10 protein-coding genes are annotated in these 13,701 nt (G+C 54.7%); 7 read left to right on the plus strand and 3 right to left on the minus strand.

Annotated features, from left to right (window positions below):
• Positions 1-33 precede the first annotated feature (33 nt).
• From JKP81_RS11740 to JKP81_RS11770, 7 genes are all read left to right on the plus strand, one after another.
• Positions 34-1,188, plus strand: coding sequence for an efflux RND transporter periplasmic adaptor subunit (locus JKP81_RS11740; RefSeq protein ID WP_200551871.1), 1,155 nt, complete (start codon positions 34-36; stop codon positions 1,186-1,188).
• Positions 1,185-4,241: an efflux RND transporter permease subunit gene (locus JKP81_RS11745; RefSeq protein ID WP_200551872.1), complete on the plus strand. Its 3,057-nt coding sequence runs from the start codon at positions 1,185-1,187 to the stop codon at positions 4,239-4,241. The genes JKP81_RS11740 and JKP81_RS11745 overlap by 4 nt, the downstream gene beginning before the upstream one ends.
• A 209-nt stretch (positions 4,242-4,450) precedes the next feature.
• Positions 4,451-6,082, plus strand: coding sequence for an EAL domain-containing protein (locus JKP81_RS11750; RefSeq protein ID WP_200551873.1), 1,632 nt, complete (start codon positions 4,451-4,453; stop codon positions 6,080-6,082).
• Between the two features lie 71 nt (positions 6,083-6,153).
• The gene (locus JKP81_RS11755) at positions 6,154-7,212 is read left to right on the plus strand and encodes an AI-2E family transporter (protein ID WP_200551874.1); all 1,059 of its coding nucleotides are present in this window, start codon (positions 6,154-6,156) and stop codon (positions 7,210-7,212) included.
• A 388-nt stretch (positions 7,213-7,600) separates the two neighbouring features.
• Positions 7,601-7,957: a multidrug/spermidine efflux SMR transporter subunit MdtJ gene (gene mdtJ / locus JKP81_RS11760; RefSeq protein ID WP_200551875.1), complete on the plus strand. Its 357-nt coding sequence runs from the start codon at positions 7,601-7,603 to the stop codon at positions 7,955-7,957.
• On the plus strand, positions 7,944-8,273 hold the full coding sequence (gene mdtI / locus JKP81_RS11765; protein WP_200551876.1) for a multidrug/spermidine efflux SMR transporter subunit MdtI: 330 nt from the start codon (positions 7,944-7,946) through the stop codon (positions 8,271-8,273). The genes mdtJ and mdtI overlap by 14 nt, the downstream gene beginning before the upstream one ends.
• A 106-nt stretch (positions 8,274-8,379) precedes the next feature.
• Positions 8,380-10,542 carry a bifunctional diguanylate cyclase/phosphodiesterase gene (locus JKP81_RS11770; RefSeq protein WP_200551877.1) on the plus strand — a complete coding sequence of 721 codons (2,163 nt, stop codon included), beginning with the start codon at positions 8,380-8,382 and terminating at the stop codon, positions 10,540-10,542.
• A gap of 1 nt (position 10,543) precedes the next feature.
• Here the strand turns inward: JKP81_RS11770 and JKP81_RS11775 are convergent, their stop codons facing one another.
• The 3 genes from JKP81_RS11775 to JKP81_RS11785 form a co-directional block, all read right to left on the minus strand.
• Positions 10,544-11,374, minus strand: a complete 831-nt coding sequence (locus JKP81_RS11775; protein WP_200551878.1) for a serine protease — start codon at positions 11,372-11,374, stop codon at positions 10,544-10,546.
• A gap of 280 nt (positions 11,375-11,654) precedes the next feature.
• Positions 11,655-11,990: an acid resistance repetitive basic protein Asr gene (gene asr / locus JKP81_RS11780; RefSeq protein WP_200551879.1), complete on the minus strand. Its 336-nt coding sequence runs from the start codon at positions 11,988-11,990 to the stop codon at positions 11,655-11,657.
• A gap of 163 nt (positions 11,991-12,153) precedes the next feature.
• A complete protein-coding gene (locus JKP81_RS11785; protein ID WP_200551880.1) occupies positions 12,154-13,638 on the minus strand; it encodes a carboxypeptidase M32 in 1,485 nt (494 codons plus the stop codon).
• Positions 13,639-13,701: the final 63 nt, after the last annotated feature.

The following is a 13,701-nucleotide window of genomic DNA, read 5'->3' on the forward strand; positions in this document are numbered from 1 at the left end:
TAAATGGCGCCATTACCGATCCGGAGTGGCGTTATGTCAGAACAATTCACCGATTATTTTCGTCAGAGTCTGCACCACCTTTTTAATGCGGCACGCGCGTTATCCTTCCTTGCTCTGCTTCCGCTGCTGCTTATGGCGGCGGTCATTCCGCTGTTGACGGGTTGCGGAGAGAAAAAATCAGACCACGCTGCGCCGCCCAGATCTGTGCGTTATCTGGTTGTCGCGGCGTCCTCCCCGAACCAGGGAACAGTACGAACCGGCGAGATCCGTGCTCATGATGAAACGGTGCTGGCTTTTCGGCTGGATGGCCGCATGGTGAGCCGGCTGGTGGATATCGGCGCGCGCGTACATGCCGGGCAGGTGCTCGCCACGCTGGAGAGTGAGACCGGCAAGAACCAACTGGCCAGCGCCAGCGCCGATATGGAGAGCGCCCGCGCCGCCGAGCAGCTTGCCGCGCTGAACCTGAACCGGATGCAGAAACTGATGCCCTCCGGCGCGATTGCCCGTACGCAGCTTGATAGCGCCCGTGCCGACTGGCAGTCCGCCGCATCCCGCCTTAAAAGCAGCGCTGCAGCGCTGCGCAATGCGCAGGAGAATCTGGCCTGGACACAACTGACCGCGCCTGCAGATGGGGTTATCACCCGCGTTAGCGCCTCAGCGGGGCAAGTGGTCAGCGCCGGGGAAAGTATCTTCACGCTGGCGACCAGCGACGCGCGCGATGTGGTTTTTGCTATCGCCGATCCGCAATTACTGCCCGCACAGGCAGTAAAAACGCCCCTGTTTTCGGTCGCACTGCTGGCCGATCCCACGCAGAAAACCAGCGGCGTATTGCGTGATATCAGCCCGCAGGCCGATCCGCAAACGCGCACATGGCAGGTCAGGCTCACCCTTCAGTCCCCACCGGCGACGATGGCGCTGGGAGCCAGCGCCACCGTTGATATTCCGGTGGCGACATCGACCGGTTTTGTGGTGCCTGCCTCGGCGTTGAGCCGCGTTGGCGACCAGCCGGCGGTCTTTATTATCGACAAACAATCGCAGGCGCAGCTTCGGACGGTCACGCTTGCGAGCTACACCGCCTCTTCTGTGGTGATTGCAACCGGCATCAGTGCGGGTGACCGGGTTATCACCGCAGGCGTAAGCAAACTGCGCGCCGGTGAAAAAGTGACTCCAGGAGAGCTGCAGCCATGAGCTCTGTTGAAACCAAATCGCGCTTTAATCTTTCTGCCTGGGCGCTTGAACACCAGCAACTGGTGAGCTTTTTTATGCTGCTGATTATCGCCACCGGCATCCTCTGTTATGAAAACCTGCCGCGCAATGAAGATCCGGCATTTACCATCAAAACGGCGGTTGTCTCCGCGCAGTGGCCTGGCGCGACAGTTGCCGACACAACCCGGCTGGTCACGGATGTACTGGAAAAAAAATTACAGGAGACGCCGTGGCTGGATTACATCGAAAGCGAAAGCCGGGCTGGCAGCGCCGTTATCAATGTGAACCTGCGTGATGACACCCCTCCGGCGCAAGTGCCTGGCATCTGGTATCAGGTGCGCAAAAAGATGCAGGACATTGCGCCTTCGCTGCCGCAGGGTGCGCAGGGACCGGCAGTGAATGATGAATTTGATGATACCTTCGGCACGATTTATGGCTTCACGGCGGAGGGCTACACGGCGCGTGAACTGCGCGATCGGGTGGAAGATATTCGCCGCAACCTGATGTCAGTGCACGATATCGGCAGAATCACTCTGCTGGGAGAGCAGCAGGAGCAGATCGTGATTGCGTTTTCTCCCCGGCAACTGGCCGGAATGGGGCTCGATATTCAGCAGGTGAGCGATGCGCTCAACGCGCAAAATGCCGTCGAGCCAGCCGGTATCATTCGTACCGGGCAGGATAACGTTGCACTGCGGGTTAGCGGCGCGCTGACCACAGAAGAGAGTCTGCGGGCGGTTACCCTGCATATTAACGGTAACTATATTCCCCTGACCGATATCGCCACCGTGAGCCGCCAGCTTGCCGAACCGCCAGCGCCGGTATTTCGTGTCAACGGTAAGCCCGCTCTGGGGCTGGCCATTTCCATGGCCTCCACCGGCAATATGCTGCGTTTCGGCCAGGCGCTCAATGCCAGGATGGCGGAGATTAACACCCGGTTGCCCCACGGTATTGAGATGACAAAAGTCGCCGATCAGTCCGCCGTAGTGAGCGATGCGGTTAGCGGCTTTGTGCGGGTGCTGGTCGAAGCGGTGCTGATTGTGCTGGCTGTTTCATTTGTCTCGCTGGGGCTGCGGGCAGGGCTGGTGGTTGCCGCCGCCATACCGCTGGTGCTGGCGATGACGTTCGCCGGGATGATGCTGGCCGGCATTGGCTTGCAGCGAATTTCACTGGGCGCGCTGATCATTGCGCTTGGGCTGCTGGTGGATGACGCCATGATCACCGTCGAAACCATGGTCGCCAGGCTGGAAGCCGGCGAATCGCGCAAAAGCGCTGCCACCTACGCTTTTAAAACCACTGCGTTTCCTATGCTTACCGGAACGCTGGTGATGATCGCCGGTTTTATTCCCGTCGGATTTGCCGCCTCCAGCGCCGGAGAGTACTGCTTTTCGCTGTTTGCCGTGGTGCTGATAGCGCTGCTTTGCTCGTGGGTGGTGGCGATCCTGTTCTCGCCGTTGACCGGCGCCTGGCTGCTGCCCGCCAGAATAGACAGCCACAGCAAAGGCAGCGGACGCCTGGCGCGTGCCTACCAGGCATTACTGGCGCGCGCGTTGCGCCACCGCTTATTAACCATTGGCATCGCGGTGGCGGCGCTGGCGCTGGCGTGCGTGGGCGCGACCAGAATGCAGGGGGAGTTTTTCCCGGCCTCCGATCGCCCCGAGTTGTTGGTCAGCCTGTCGTTGCCCGCCAATACCGCGCAGCAGGAAACGGAAAGGCAAGCCGAACGGCTGGAAAACGTGCTGAACGGTAACAAAGATATCGATCACTACACGACCTATGTTGGTTCCGGCGCGATACGTTTTTATCTGCCGATGGATGTCCTGCTGGATAACGAAAACACGGCGCAACTGGTGGTGGTGGCAAAAGATCTGGCGGCGCGCGATCGCCTGCGCCAGCAACTGAATAGCGTGCTGGAAAGCCAGTTCGCCGGGTTTACCACGCGCGTTTCGCCGCTGGAGTTAGGGCCGCCGGTAGGGTGGCCAGTGAAATACCGGGTGAGCGGGCCGGATTATGCGCAGGTACAAAAGTTTTCACGCCAACTGGCGACAGCAATTGGCACATCGTCACTTGCCCGCGAAGTGAATTTAACCGCCGGTGAACCGGAAAGAACTATCACTTTGCAGGTGAACCAGACTGCGGCACGGGCGGCAGGGGTTTCGTCGCAAAGCATTGCGCAAATGCTTAATACGGTCTGGTCCGGGCGTACGGTGACCACAGTGCGGGATAATGATCGGCTGGTGGATGTGGTCCTCCGTGGCAACGATCGTGAGCGGCTGGATATCGGTACGTTATCGACCCTGATGTTGCCTGGCGCTAACGGCACGAAAATTCCGCTGAACGAAGTGGCAACCGTGCGCTGGGGCGTGGACGATCCGGTTATCTGGCGTCGCCAGCGGCTGCCATTTATTACGGTTCAAACCGATCTGGCGCCCGGCGTGAGTGCCGAAAACCTGTCGGCTGGCCTGCGACCGGCGGTGGACAAACTGCGTGCGCAACTGCCTGCAGGATACCGGATCGAAGAGGGCGGCACGGTCGCGGAATCGGCAAAGGGGAACGGCTCGGTTTACGCGGTGCTACCGGTGACGCTTATCGTGATGCTGGTGTTGTTAATGCTCCAGTTGCAGCGTTTTTCCCGCATGTTGTTGGCGCTGTTGATGGCACCTTTCGGTTTGCCGGGCATTGTACTGGCGATGCTGCCGACCGGAACGCCGATGGGGTTTGTCGCCTTGCTTGGCGTGATTGCGCTGGCAGGAATGATTATTCGCAACGCAGTTATTCTGATAAGCGAAGTGGACAGCAATCTGGCGCAGGGGATGGCCGCGAACGAGGCGATTGTGGCTGCCGCCGAACACCGCGCCCGACCCATTATGCTGACGGCATGTGCCGCCATTCTGGGCATGATCCCGATTTCACATCAGGTGTTCTGGGGGCCGATGGCGTATGCCATTATCGGCGGGCTGGTTGTCGCTACGCTGGTGACGCTTACCGTTTTACCGGCGGCGTTCAGCCTGCTGCTGGATAAAGAAAGACGTCATTAATTGGGGGAGCCAGGAGGGGTCATAACTCGCCAGATTGGGATGCCTTTAAAGTAAATGTCAAAAGCGCCGATAAGGAGAGTGGGGCGCATGCAGGATTTTTCAGCGCCGGAAGAGATAAAGTAACCGGGATGTTGCCAATAATTTTCTGCAAAAGGGATTGATGACAGGCAGATCGCCAGCGCGAGGCGGTCTGCATAAAGGTATTCAAAATGATAAAGGTGCTGAAAAAAAACGGTTCCCTATACATAGCAGCGTTATTATTATCTTTTGCTTTTTTCTATATTGTTGCGCAAGTCGCCTACTATGCTTTTATCCAGGAAAAGGTAGAAGATTATGCCGAATCGATACTTGCCCGTAGCGATAATATTATTCTTCAGGTCCGCGAAATCAACGCATTACGCGAAGAGTTTTCCGTCTACACCCCATGTAGCGATCCCTATTTGCACGCGTTAAGAAAACGCTTGTGGCCTTATCCGCTGATAAAGGATATTGGCTATGTTGAAGACGGCAGAATAATCTGTTCAGCGCTGTGGGGGAAATATGCTGCGCCGTTGTCTCTCAATGTGTTCAAAAATAAAGTGAGCAGAGGCAGTTATACATGGGTGTTTGATGCGCTGATTGAGAATAATATTACTGCTGATGTCGTTTATAACGATAATTTTTCTGTCACTGTGTCACCCTTTGCTTTTACCCGCTTTCGCGAAGACTCTACCCGGTGGGGGTTTAATGCGGTGGTCGGGGATTATAACCACAAGCAACATTTTTTTCGCGTAGGCAATAATACATCGCTGCTCGAGAATATAGAGCATGGCAAAGTGCATGAGCTCTTTTTTATCAGTGAGAAGTCATGTGATGCGCAGCATGATATCTGCGTTGTGGCTGGCGTCAGACACTCTTTTGTATTTAATAACAACGGTTATATTCTTCTTTTCTTGTTTTGCGTGGCTTCGCTGGTGGGGCTGTTTATTGGCGCGTTAATCAGTAAAAATCAGCATGAAAATCAGTCATTATTAACCAGATTGGAAAATGCTATTATTAATAAAGAGTTGCATTTTGTTTATCAGCCGCTTTATAGGGTTAAAGATAAAAGTATCATCGGAGTGGAAGTGCTGTTGCGCTGGAATGATAAACAGATGGGCATTATCGGCCCGGATATTTTCATTCCGCTGGCAGAAGAAAATGGCTTAATTAATAAGATAAGTCTCTACGTGGTTGAACATGCGATCAAAGAGTGTGGTGCTGCGTTGCGAGAAAAAGATATCACGCTAAGTATTAACGTCAGTTGTTCAGATATCTGTTCAAAGACGTTTTATCAACGGCTTATCGATACCCTGCAACAGGAAGGCGTAGCAGGGAAACATATCATGCTGGAAATCACCGAAAGGCAGAGTGGCCGCATAGAAGATATTATGCAGTCAATATGTTTATATAAAGAGCATGGCGTGTTATTTGCGCTGGATGATTTCGGTACCGGTTATTCGAATTTAAAATGGCTGTCCATGCTGGATGTTGATGAAATAAAAATTGATAAATCAATAACCGATTCTATCGGTACACAGTCTATTAACCGCCATATACTTCCTGGCCTTATCGCGATGTTTAAAGATATGCCACGCACTATTGTTTTCGAAGGCGTTGAAAATGAAGCTCAACATCTTTTTTTGCAAGGCAATTTACCGGAATCCTGTGCACAGGGCTGGTATTTTTCTAAGGCATTAGCTTTTTCTGAGATAGAAAATCTTCTGGCACAGGTAAAACAAATAGGGGAATGCGCCGTTCATGACGCTGACAGCAACGTCGCCGTGCTGACACCGGAACAGCGAAACGGCTCTGCCGCCTGAGGCGGTTCTGTTTTTACAATCAATGGGTAACGCTCTACACTGGTGGGCAGTTTCCCCATTGGATGTCCCGGATGACGACACTTAAAAGTAATAATTTCTTCTTTATCATTCTGTTATTACTGGTCAGCCTGGCGTTTTTCAGCCTGATCCAACCTTACTACTCCGCCATTATCTGGGCGGTGATCCTGGCGCTGATTTTTTACCCGCTGCGCATGCGTTTATCGGCGCTGCTCGGCGGGCGCAACGGTGTGGCATCGCTTATCACCGTGTTGCTCATCTGCGTGATTGTTTTTATTCCGTTGATGATGGTGCTCTCCTCGATTGCCGTGGAGGTTAACAGCCTGTACCAGCGCTTGCAGAATAACGGCACCGATTTGCCGCAGCTGCTCAGCAACGGGATCGCGCATCTGCCGGAGTGGGCAAAAAATTCGCTGCGTGAAAATGATTTCGATTCGGTCGCCGCGATCCGCGAAAAACTCTCCGGCGTGGCGCTGAGCGTTGGGCGCTATCTGGCGGGCAGCGCGGTACTGATCGGCAAAGGCACGCTGGGAATTACTGTCGGCTTCTGTTTGATGGTCTATTTGTTGTTTTTTTTACTGAAAGATGGCGCAGAGCTGGTGCGCAAAATCTACGACGTGGTGCCGCTGTCGGCGACCATCAAACGCCGCCTGTTCCTGAAATTCGCCGGTGTGGCGCGCGCAACGGTAAAAGGTACGCTGGTCGTGGCGATTGTGCAGGGGGCGCTGGGCGGTATCGGTTTCTGGTTTGCAGGCTTCAACGGCAGCCTGCTGTGGGCGACGTTAATGGCGTTTTTGTCGCTGATCCCGGCGGTGGGCACGGCGATTGTCTGGGTCCCGGCGGTGCTCTTTCTCTACTCCACCGGCGAGCTGGTCACGGCGACCATCCTGACGCTCTACTTTGTGATTGTGGTGGGGCTGGCTGACAATCTGTTGCGCCCGCTGCTGGTGGGCAAAGATACCCGTATGCCGGACTACCTGATCCTGCTTACTACGCTCGGCGGGCTGCAGTTCTTTGGCATTAACGGTTTTGTGCTGGGACCGATGATTGCCGCGCTGTTTATTACTTCATGGAATTTGCTGGCGCAGTCGCGAGCGAATACGCAAAAATAAGCGTAATAATATTTAAAAACGCCGCCTGCTAAATTAGGGCGGCGTTTTTTATTTGGCGTAAAGAAATGCAAAGGCTTTGAGTAAAATCTTATCCTGTGATAAATATAGGCGGTGTTTAACTACCGAGGACAATTTATTTCCGCCACGATGAGAAGCAATTCGCGGATAATTGTAATTATATGGACATTCTGTTCAGCGTCTTAAAACCTGACTTTTCCCTCCTTTCTTCTTCCTGCTGCCTGTTGGCAGATGACCAGTACTGGCGCTCCGCGCTGTAGTTTTCTCTCTGCCTGAGCTGGCACGTTGTGCCCGGCTGACATCGTTGTTTTTCCGGTTTCCCGTCGTTCGGTAAGCCGCAGGAAAGTATGTTCTCAAGCAGGAGAAAAAAATGATTTACTGGATTTTATTAGCTCTGGCAATTATTGCTGAAATAACTGGCACGTTGTCGATGAAATGGGCAAATATTAGCGATAATCATACCGGTTTTATTTTAATGCTGGTGATGATTGCGCTGTCGTATATCTTTCTGTCATTCGCAGTTAAAAAAATAGCCCTCGGCGTGGCGTACGCATTATGGGAAGGCGTTGGCATATTCATTATTACTATTTGTAGCGTCTTTCTTTTTGATGAACCGTTATCGCCGCTGAAAGCCGCCGGTCTGGGCACGCTGGCGCTGGGCATTGTGTTAATCAAATCCGGGACGCGCAAAGTCGTGCGTCAGGAGCGTAACCATGCTGCAGTTTGAGTGGATTCACGGCCTGTGGCTGGCAGCGGCGATTGTGCTGGAGATCGCGGCGAATATCTTTTTAAAATTCTCAGACGGTTTTCGCCGCAAGTTGTATGGTTTCGCTTCCCTTTTCGCTGTGTTAGCGGCATTTAGCGCCTTATCACAGGCGGTAAAAGGAATCGATCTTGCGGTGGCGTATGCACTGTGGGGCGGGTTTGGCATCGTCGCCACGCTCGCCGCCGGTTGGGTGCTCTTTGGACAGCGCCTGAATTATAAAGGCTGGATTGGCCTGGCACTGCTGATTGTCGGTATGACGCTGATAAAACTCGCCTAATGTTAAGTTGCCCACGTTTGTGGGCAATGAAATTCGCGGGCTGTATTACGCTTAGGATACTATCTCTCACACCTCTGTTTCCCCGGACACCAGTAAGGGACGGCCAATGGTTAATCCGTTAAGCTGGCGCAATCTCCCCACGGCAAGGACGCTGTTTGTCATGCTCTTTATGGCCGGCATCGGACTGATTGTTTCCGTTGTCGCGCTGCTCTATCTTTCGCTGCACCTTATTAGCTCCAGGGCCAATGAAATTGATGAACATCGCACCGCGCTGTCTGTGCAGGGCGCGATTCAGACGGCGGTAAACCGCACCCGATCGCTGGTCATTGATAACGCCGTCTGGGATGAAGCCGTTCAGGAAGCCTATCGCCCACAACTGGATAGCGCGTGGCTATACAGCACCTGGGGCGCGGGCTTTAAAATCAATAATCTGTACGACGGCACTTTTGTGCTGGATGAGAAGTTCGCCGTGCTGTGGGGGGCGTTTCGCAGCCAGCCTTTTACCGAGCCTAATCTCGCGTTTTTTGGTGACGGGCTGGCCGCGCTGATTCGCATCCACAGCGAGCCGCTGCGCGAGGGGAAAGAGGTTTTCGCGGGCATCACCCGCACGCGTGAAGGGGTGGCATTTGTCAGTATTGGGCTTATTCGCCCGGCGAGCGGGCGGCTTAACGTTTATGACGCGACACGCCGCTACCTGGTGATCACCCGCCATCTCAACGCAAAGATCCTCAGCGATCTGGGAAATACCTTTCAGATTGACGATTTGCGCTTACAGGCACGAAATGCCGCCGTAGCCAGCATACCGCTACGCGGATCGGCCGGTGAAACGCTGGGATATCTGAGCTGGACGCCGCATTTACCCGGTGCGGAGGCCGCGCAGGCGGCAGCGGCCAATATCCGCCAGATAGCCGCGTTAGCGGCGGGGTTGATTCTGCTGTTTATCGCACTCAGCAGCGCCGGGCTTTACAAACTGGCGCGTGGGGAAAAGCTGGCGCGCAAAATCGCGCTGACGGACTGGCTAAGCCGTTTACCTAACCGCCGCGCGCTGATTGAACACCTCGACAACCTGAGCGCAATGGGCGATCCCGAAATGATCAGCGTGGTGTTTATCGATCTCGACGGTTTTAAAGACGTGAATGACATTTACGGCCATGATGTCGGCGACCGGCTGATTGTGACGATAGCCGACACGCTCCGGCAAAAAGTGCCGACCGGCGGCATGCTGGCGCGGATGGGCGGCGATGAATTCGCCATGACGCTGAGCGGCCCGTGGTCGCTGGAAAAGGCCGATGATTTTGCGCATAACGTGTTGCGCTACCTTGAGATGCCCGTGCGAATTGGCAAACGCACTATTCATATTGGTGCCAGCATCGGTGTTGCCAGCGGCACGCTGCTGGAGTGTTCCAGTTCAGAGTTGTTTCGCCGCGCAGATATCGCCATGTACCACTCGAAAATTACCGGCAAGGCGCGGATGACGCATTATGACGCAGAGCTGAACAGCGCGCGTGAACGGCAATTAATCATTGAGAATGACATCCGTGACGGGCTGGAGCGTGATGAGTTTGATGTCTGGTATCAACCGATTGTCGATGCGCAAAGCCAGACGATGATTGGCGTTGAAGCGCTGGCGCGCTGGCCGCGCCGTCCGGATGGCGAACTCAGGCCGGACGATTTTATCCCGGTCGCCGAAACCAGCGGGCTTATCTATGCGCTCGGGCAGTTTGTGCTGCGCCGCGCCTGTAGCGATTTGCAGCAGCTTAACCACCTGAAGTTGTCGGTCAATATCTCGCCCGCACAGTTTCGCGACCCGGAATTTGAAGACAAAGTGGCGCGGGTGCTGGAAACCTGCCTGTTTCCGGCGCACCGCTTACAGCTGGAGGTGACAGAAACCTACGTGCTGGAAAACCCGGAGCGCGCCCGTTCGGCCATCGCTAATCTCAAAGCGCTGGGCACGGCGGTTGCGCTGGATGATTTCGGCACGGGCTATTCGAGTATTGGTTACCTGCGGCGCTTTAATTTCGACACTATCAAAATTGATAAATCGCTGGCCGGGCTGGTGGATGATGACGAACAAGCCTCGGCGCTGGTGAGTGGCACGATCCGTATTGCCAGCGCGCTGGGCATGCAGGTGGTGGCGGAAGGTGTGGAAAACGAAAAGCAGATGAAACTGCTGCGGCTGGCCGGCTGCGACCAGCTGCAAGGGTACTATTTCAGCGAACCGATGCCGCTTAAGGATATTTTGCAGTTACGTTTGCTAGGAAAGGGCTGAATTACTCGTCTGCCTCTTTTGCCAGCGCTTCCAGTTTGTCACGAAAACCGGTAACCGAAATGGCGCGGTTGTCGGCGCGCCAGCGATCTTTCGCCGCCGGCGCCGAGCTTTGCACGGCAATCAACTGCCAGCCCGCATCGGTTTTTAACATCAATGGCGAACCGCTGTCGCCTGGTAGCGTATCGCACTGGTGCGACAACACGCTATTTTGCGCCCAGCCAGTGACGATACAGTCCTGGTGGCTGAACAGGCTATCAAGATGATCTTCCGGGTAGCCCGCCTGCGTTACTTTACGGTCGGTCGCTTTTAGCGCGGCGGTGAGTTCATCTTTGTCGCCAACGAAGATCGGCAGCGGCGTAATGCCGGAAGGGGGGTAACGTAACACGATAAGCCCGAAATCCCAGGGCGCGGCAGAAGAGGGAACAATCCAGCCATCGCCGTCGGCTTTCAGGCGGTGGCCGAGCGACGCATCGACACGGCCTTCGATACCGTGAATTTCATACCGCCAGCTGCCTCGTTGCGACACAAAGCGCAGTGCTACGGCTTTGTCCGCTTTGCCGCGCGGCGGCGTTAACAGGCAGTGCCCGGCGGTTAATGCCAGGTGCGGAGAGATAAGCGTCGCCGTGCACAGATTGCCGCTGGCGGTTTCCAGCTGACCAATCGCATCCCACGGCGCTTTGGTAGGGGTAGTAACAGGAACTCTGTCATCATGACCAAAAAAGAGCGTTTTCACATCACGGGCGCTTATCGCGTCATCGCCGCCATCGTCAGCATGTCCAACAGCGGAAAACAAAAACAGCGGTCCCAGCAACAGCACAACGGTTTTTCGCATATCACACTCTGGTGGGGTAATTATGATTATTAACGTAAGCCCAGATAAACAAATATAGACGGGACGAAAAGAAAGTGGGAGTAAAATCAGCGTGCTACATCAATAAAGATAAAAGCGGACGGCAACCAGTGCGCAAATGATCAACATCGCCAGAATGACTTCAAAACGATAACGTCGCAGCATCATAGGCCCTCCAGAGAAAAACGGCGCTTCACCCGAAGGGTTCAGCGCCGACTTGTCACAGCGTTCTGCTACGAACGCCGGTATCAGACACGTTTACTTATGCAGCCGGTTGTGCAGCCGGTTTGGTCGCAGTGTGTTTAACGTGTTTTTTGTGATGTTTTTTCGCAGCCTGAGCTTTCTGCTCTACAGCCGGTTTAGCTGCTTTTTTGTGGTGTTTTTTCACTTTTGCGGCCTGAGCTTTCTGCTCAGCGGCTTTTTTGTGTTTTTTGTGCACTTTTTTAGCCGGTGCAGCTTTAGTGGTAGTCGCCGGCGCAGCGGTCGTTGCTGCCGGAGCAGCAGCCGGAGCCTGGGTGGAAGTAGCGGTGTCAGCAGCGAAAGCAGCAGAAGACAGACCCAGAGCAGCGGCAACAACCAGAGCTAATACTTTTTTCATTCCGATATCCTCGAATTGGTTTCTTCATTCAACCCCACTGCGGGGCCGTTGAAAGAACTATATCCCTGTAATTGAACGCCTTCCGTGAGTGATTGGTTTCGGCGTGTAACGTAATGTACAGAGCGAGGAACCGCGCCGAAACTGCCGCTCCGGCGCGGGTTTATCAGAGGTAACGGCGGAGAAGGTGCTGGTGGAAATAGTCGGCGTTTAGCGCTTCGCCCGTGGCATTCTGAATAAGCTGCGCGGTACTGAAGCGGCTGCCGTGCTGCCAGATGTTTTGTCGCAGCCAGTCAAAGAGCGGCGTAAGATCGCCCGCGGCAATCGCCTCGTCCAGCCCTGGCAGCGCGGTACGCGCGGCATGGAACAACTGTGCAGCGTACATGGCGCCGAGCGTATACGACGGGAAATAACCGAAGCCGCCATCGGTCCAGTGAATATCCTGCATACAGCCGTTGCGGTAGTTGCCTTCGGTGGAAAGCCCCAGCCAGGCCTGCATTTTTTCATTCCACAGCGCCGGAATGTCATCAACCTCAATCTCGCCGTCGATCAGCGCGCGTTCAATCTCATAACGCAGGATCACATGCGCCGGATAACTCACTTCGTCCGCATCGACACGGATATAACCCGGTTTTACGCGCTGGTTCCAGGCGACAAAGTTGCGCTCTTCAAACGCCGATTGCATACCGAAACGTTCAATAATGGCCGGTTGCAGACGGCGCAGGAACGCCTCGCTGCGACCTAACTGCATTTCAAAGAACAGGCTTTGTGATTCATGAATCGCCGTGGAACGCGCCAGCGCAATAGGTTGACCCGGCCAGCTGCGCGGCAGATTTTGTTCATAGCGCGCATGACCAGTTTCATGTACCACACCGAACAGCGCGCTCAGCAACTCATTTTCATCGTAACGCGTGGTAATACGCACATCTTCCGGTACGCCGCCGCAGAAAGGATGGGCGCTGACGTCGAGCCGCCCGCCGTTAAAGTCGAAACCGAGTTCCTTCATCGCCTGCAAACCCAGTTCGCGCTGGTCGGCAATCGGGAACGGCCCCTGCGGCGCAATCAACGCTTGCTGCTCTTGTTTTGCCACCGCTTTTTTCAGCAGATCCGGCAGCCAGGATTTTACTTCGCCAAACAGTTCATCAAGGCGGGCGCTGGTCATATCCGGCTCGAATTTATCCAGCAGCGCATCATACGGGGAACACCCTTTCGCGGCGGCCCGCAGTCTGGCCTCTTCACGCGCCAGTTTGACCACCTCTTTCAGATTGGCGGAGAAACCAGCCCAGTCATTGGCGGGGCGCTGCGTGCGCCAGGCGTGCTCACATTTACTGCCCGTCAGCGACTGCGCTTCAACCAGCGATTCCGGTAGTAATGCCGCTTCCTGGTAGTGCCGCTCGATTTCGCGCAGATTGGCCTGCTCAATATCGTCCAGATCTTCTTGTCGTGCGTTGGCGATCCACTCGCCAACTTGTTTGTCGGTCAGGATTTGGTGGCGCAGGACACTTAATTCTGCCAGCGCTTCGCCGCGTGCTGCGCTACCGCCTGGCGGCATCATGGCAAACATATCCCAACTGGCAATCGAAGCGAGGTGTGAAAAGCGCGACAGGCGCAGGAAAGTGCGGGTGAGCTGGTGATAGTTGTGCTTGTCCATAATGCCTCTGATTTTTAGCGTGTGACTGTGTAACCACCTAAAAGTAGTAGTTATTCAATACAT

The organism is Kosakonia sp. LAM2021, from assembly GCF_016620385.1.
In the GTDB taxonomy this organism is placed as follows: domain Bacteria; phylum Pseudomonadota; class Gammaproteobacteria; order Enterobacterales; family Enterobacteriaceae; genus Kosakonia; species Kosakonia sacchari.

Coding starts and splice junctions, on each gene's coding strand:
- JKP81_RS11740 (WP_200551871.1), top strand. CDS start 34: ATGTCAGAACAATTCACCGATTATTTTCGTCAGAGTCTGCACCACCTT.
- JKP81_RS11745 (WP_200551872.1), top strand. CDS start 1,185: ATGAGCTCTGTTGAAACCAAATCGCGCTTTAATCTTTCTGCCTGGGCG.
- JKP81_RS11750 (WP_200551873.1), top strand. CDS start 4,451: ATGATAAAGGTGCTGAAAAAAAACGGTTCCCTATACATAGCAGCGTTA.
- JKP81_RS11755 (WP_200551874.1), top strand. CDS start 6,154: ATGACGACACTTAAAAGTAATAATTTCTTCTTTATCATTCTGTTATTA.
- mdtJ (WP_200551875.1), top strand. CDS start 7,601: ATGATTTACTGGATTTTATTAGCTCTGGCAATTATTGCTGAAATAACT.
- mdtI (WP_200551876.1), top strand. CDS start 7,944: ATGCTGCAGTTTGAGTGGATTCACGGCCTGTGGCTGGCAGCGGCGATT.
- JKP81_RS11770 (WP_200551877.1), top strand. CDS start 8,380: ATGGTTAATCCGTTAAGCTGGCGCAATCTCCCCACGGCAAGGACGCTG.
- JKP81_RS11775 (WP_200551878.1), bottom strand. CDS start 11,374: ATGCGAAAAACCGTTGTGCTGTTGCTGGGACCGCTGTTTTTGTTTTCC.
- asr (WP_200551879.1), bottom strand. CDS start 11,990: ATGAAAAAAGTATTAGCTCTGGTTGTTGCCGCTGCTCTGGGTCTGTCT.
- JKP81_RS11785 (WP_200551880.1), bottom strand. CDS start 13,638: ATGGACAAGCACAACTATCACCAGCTCACCCGCACTTTCCTGCGCCTG.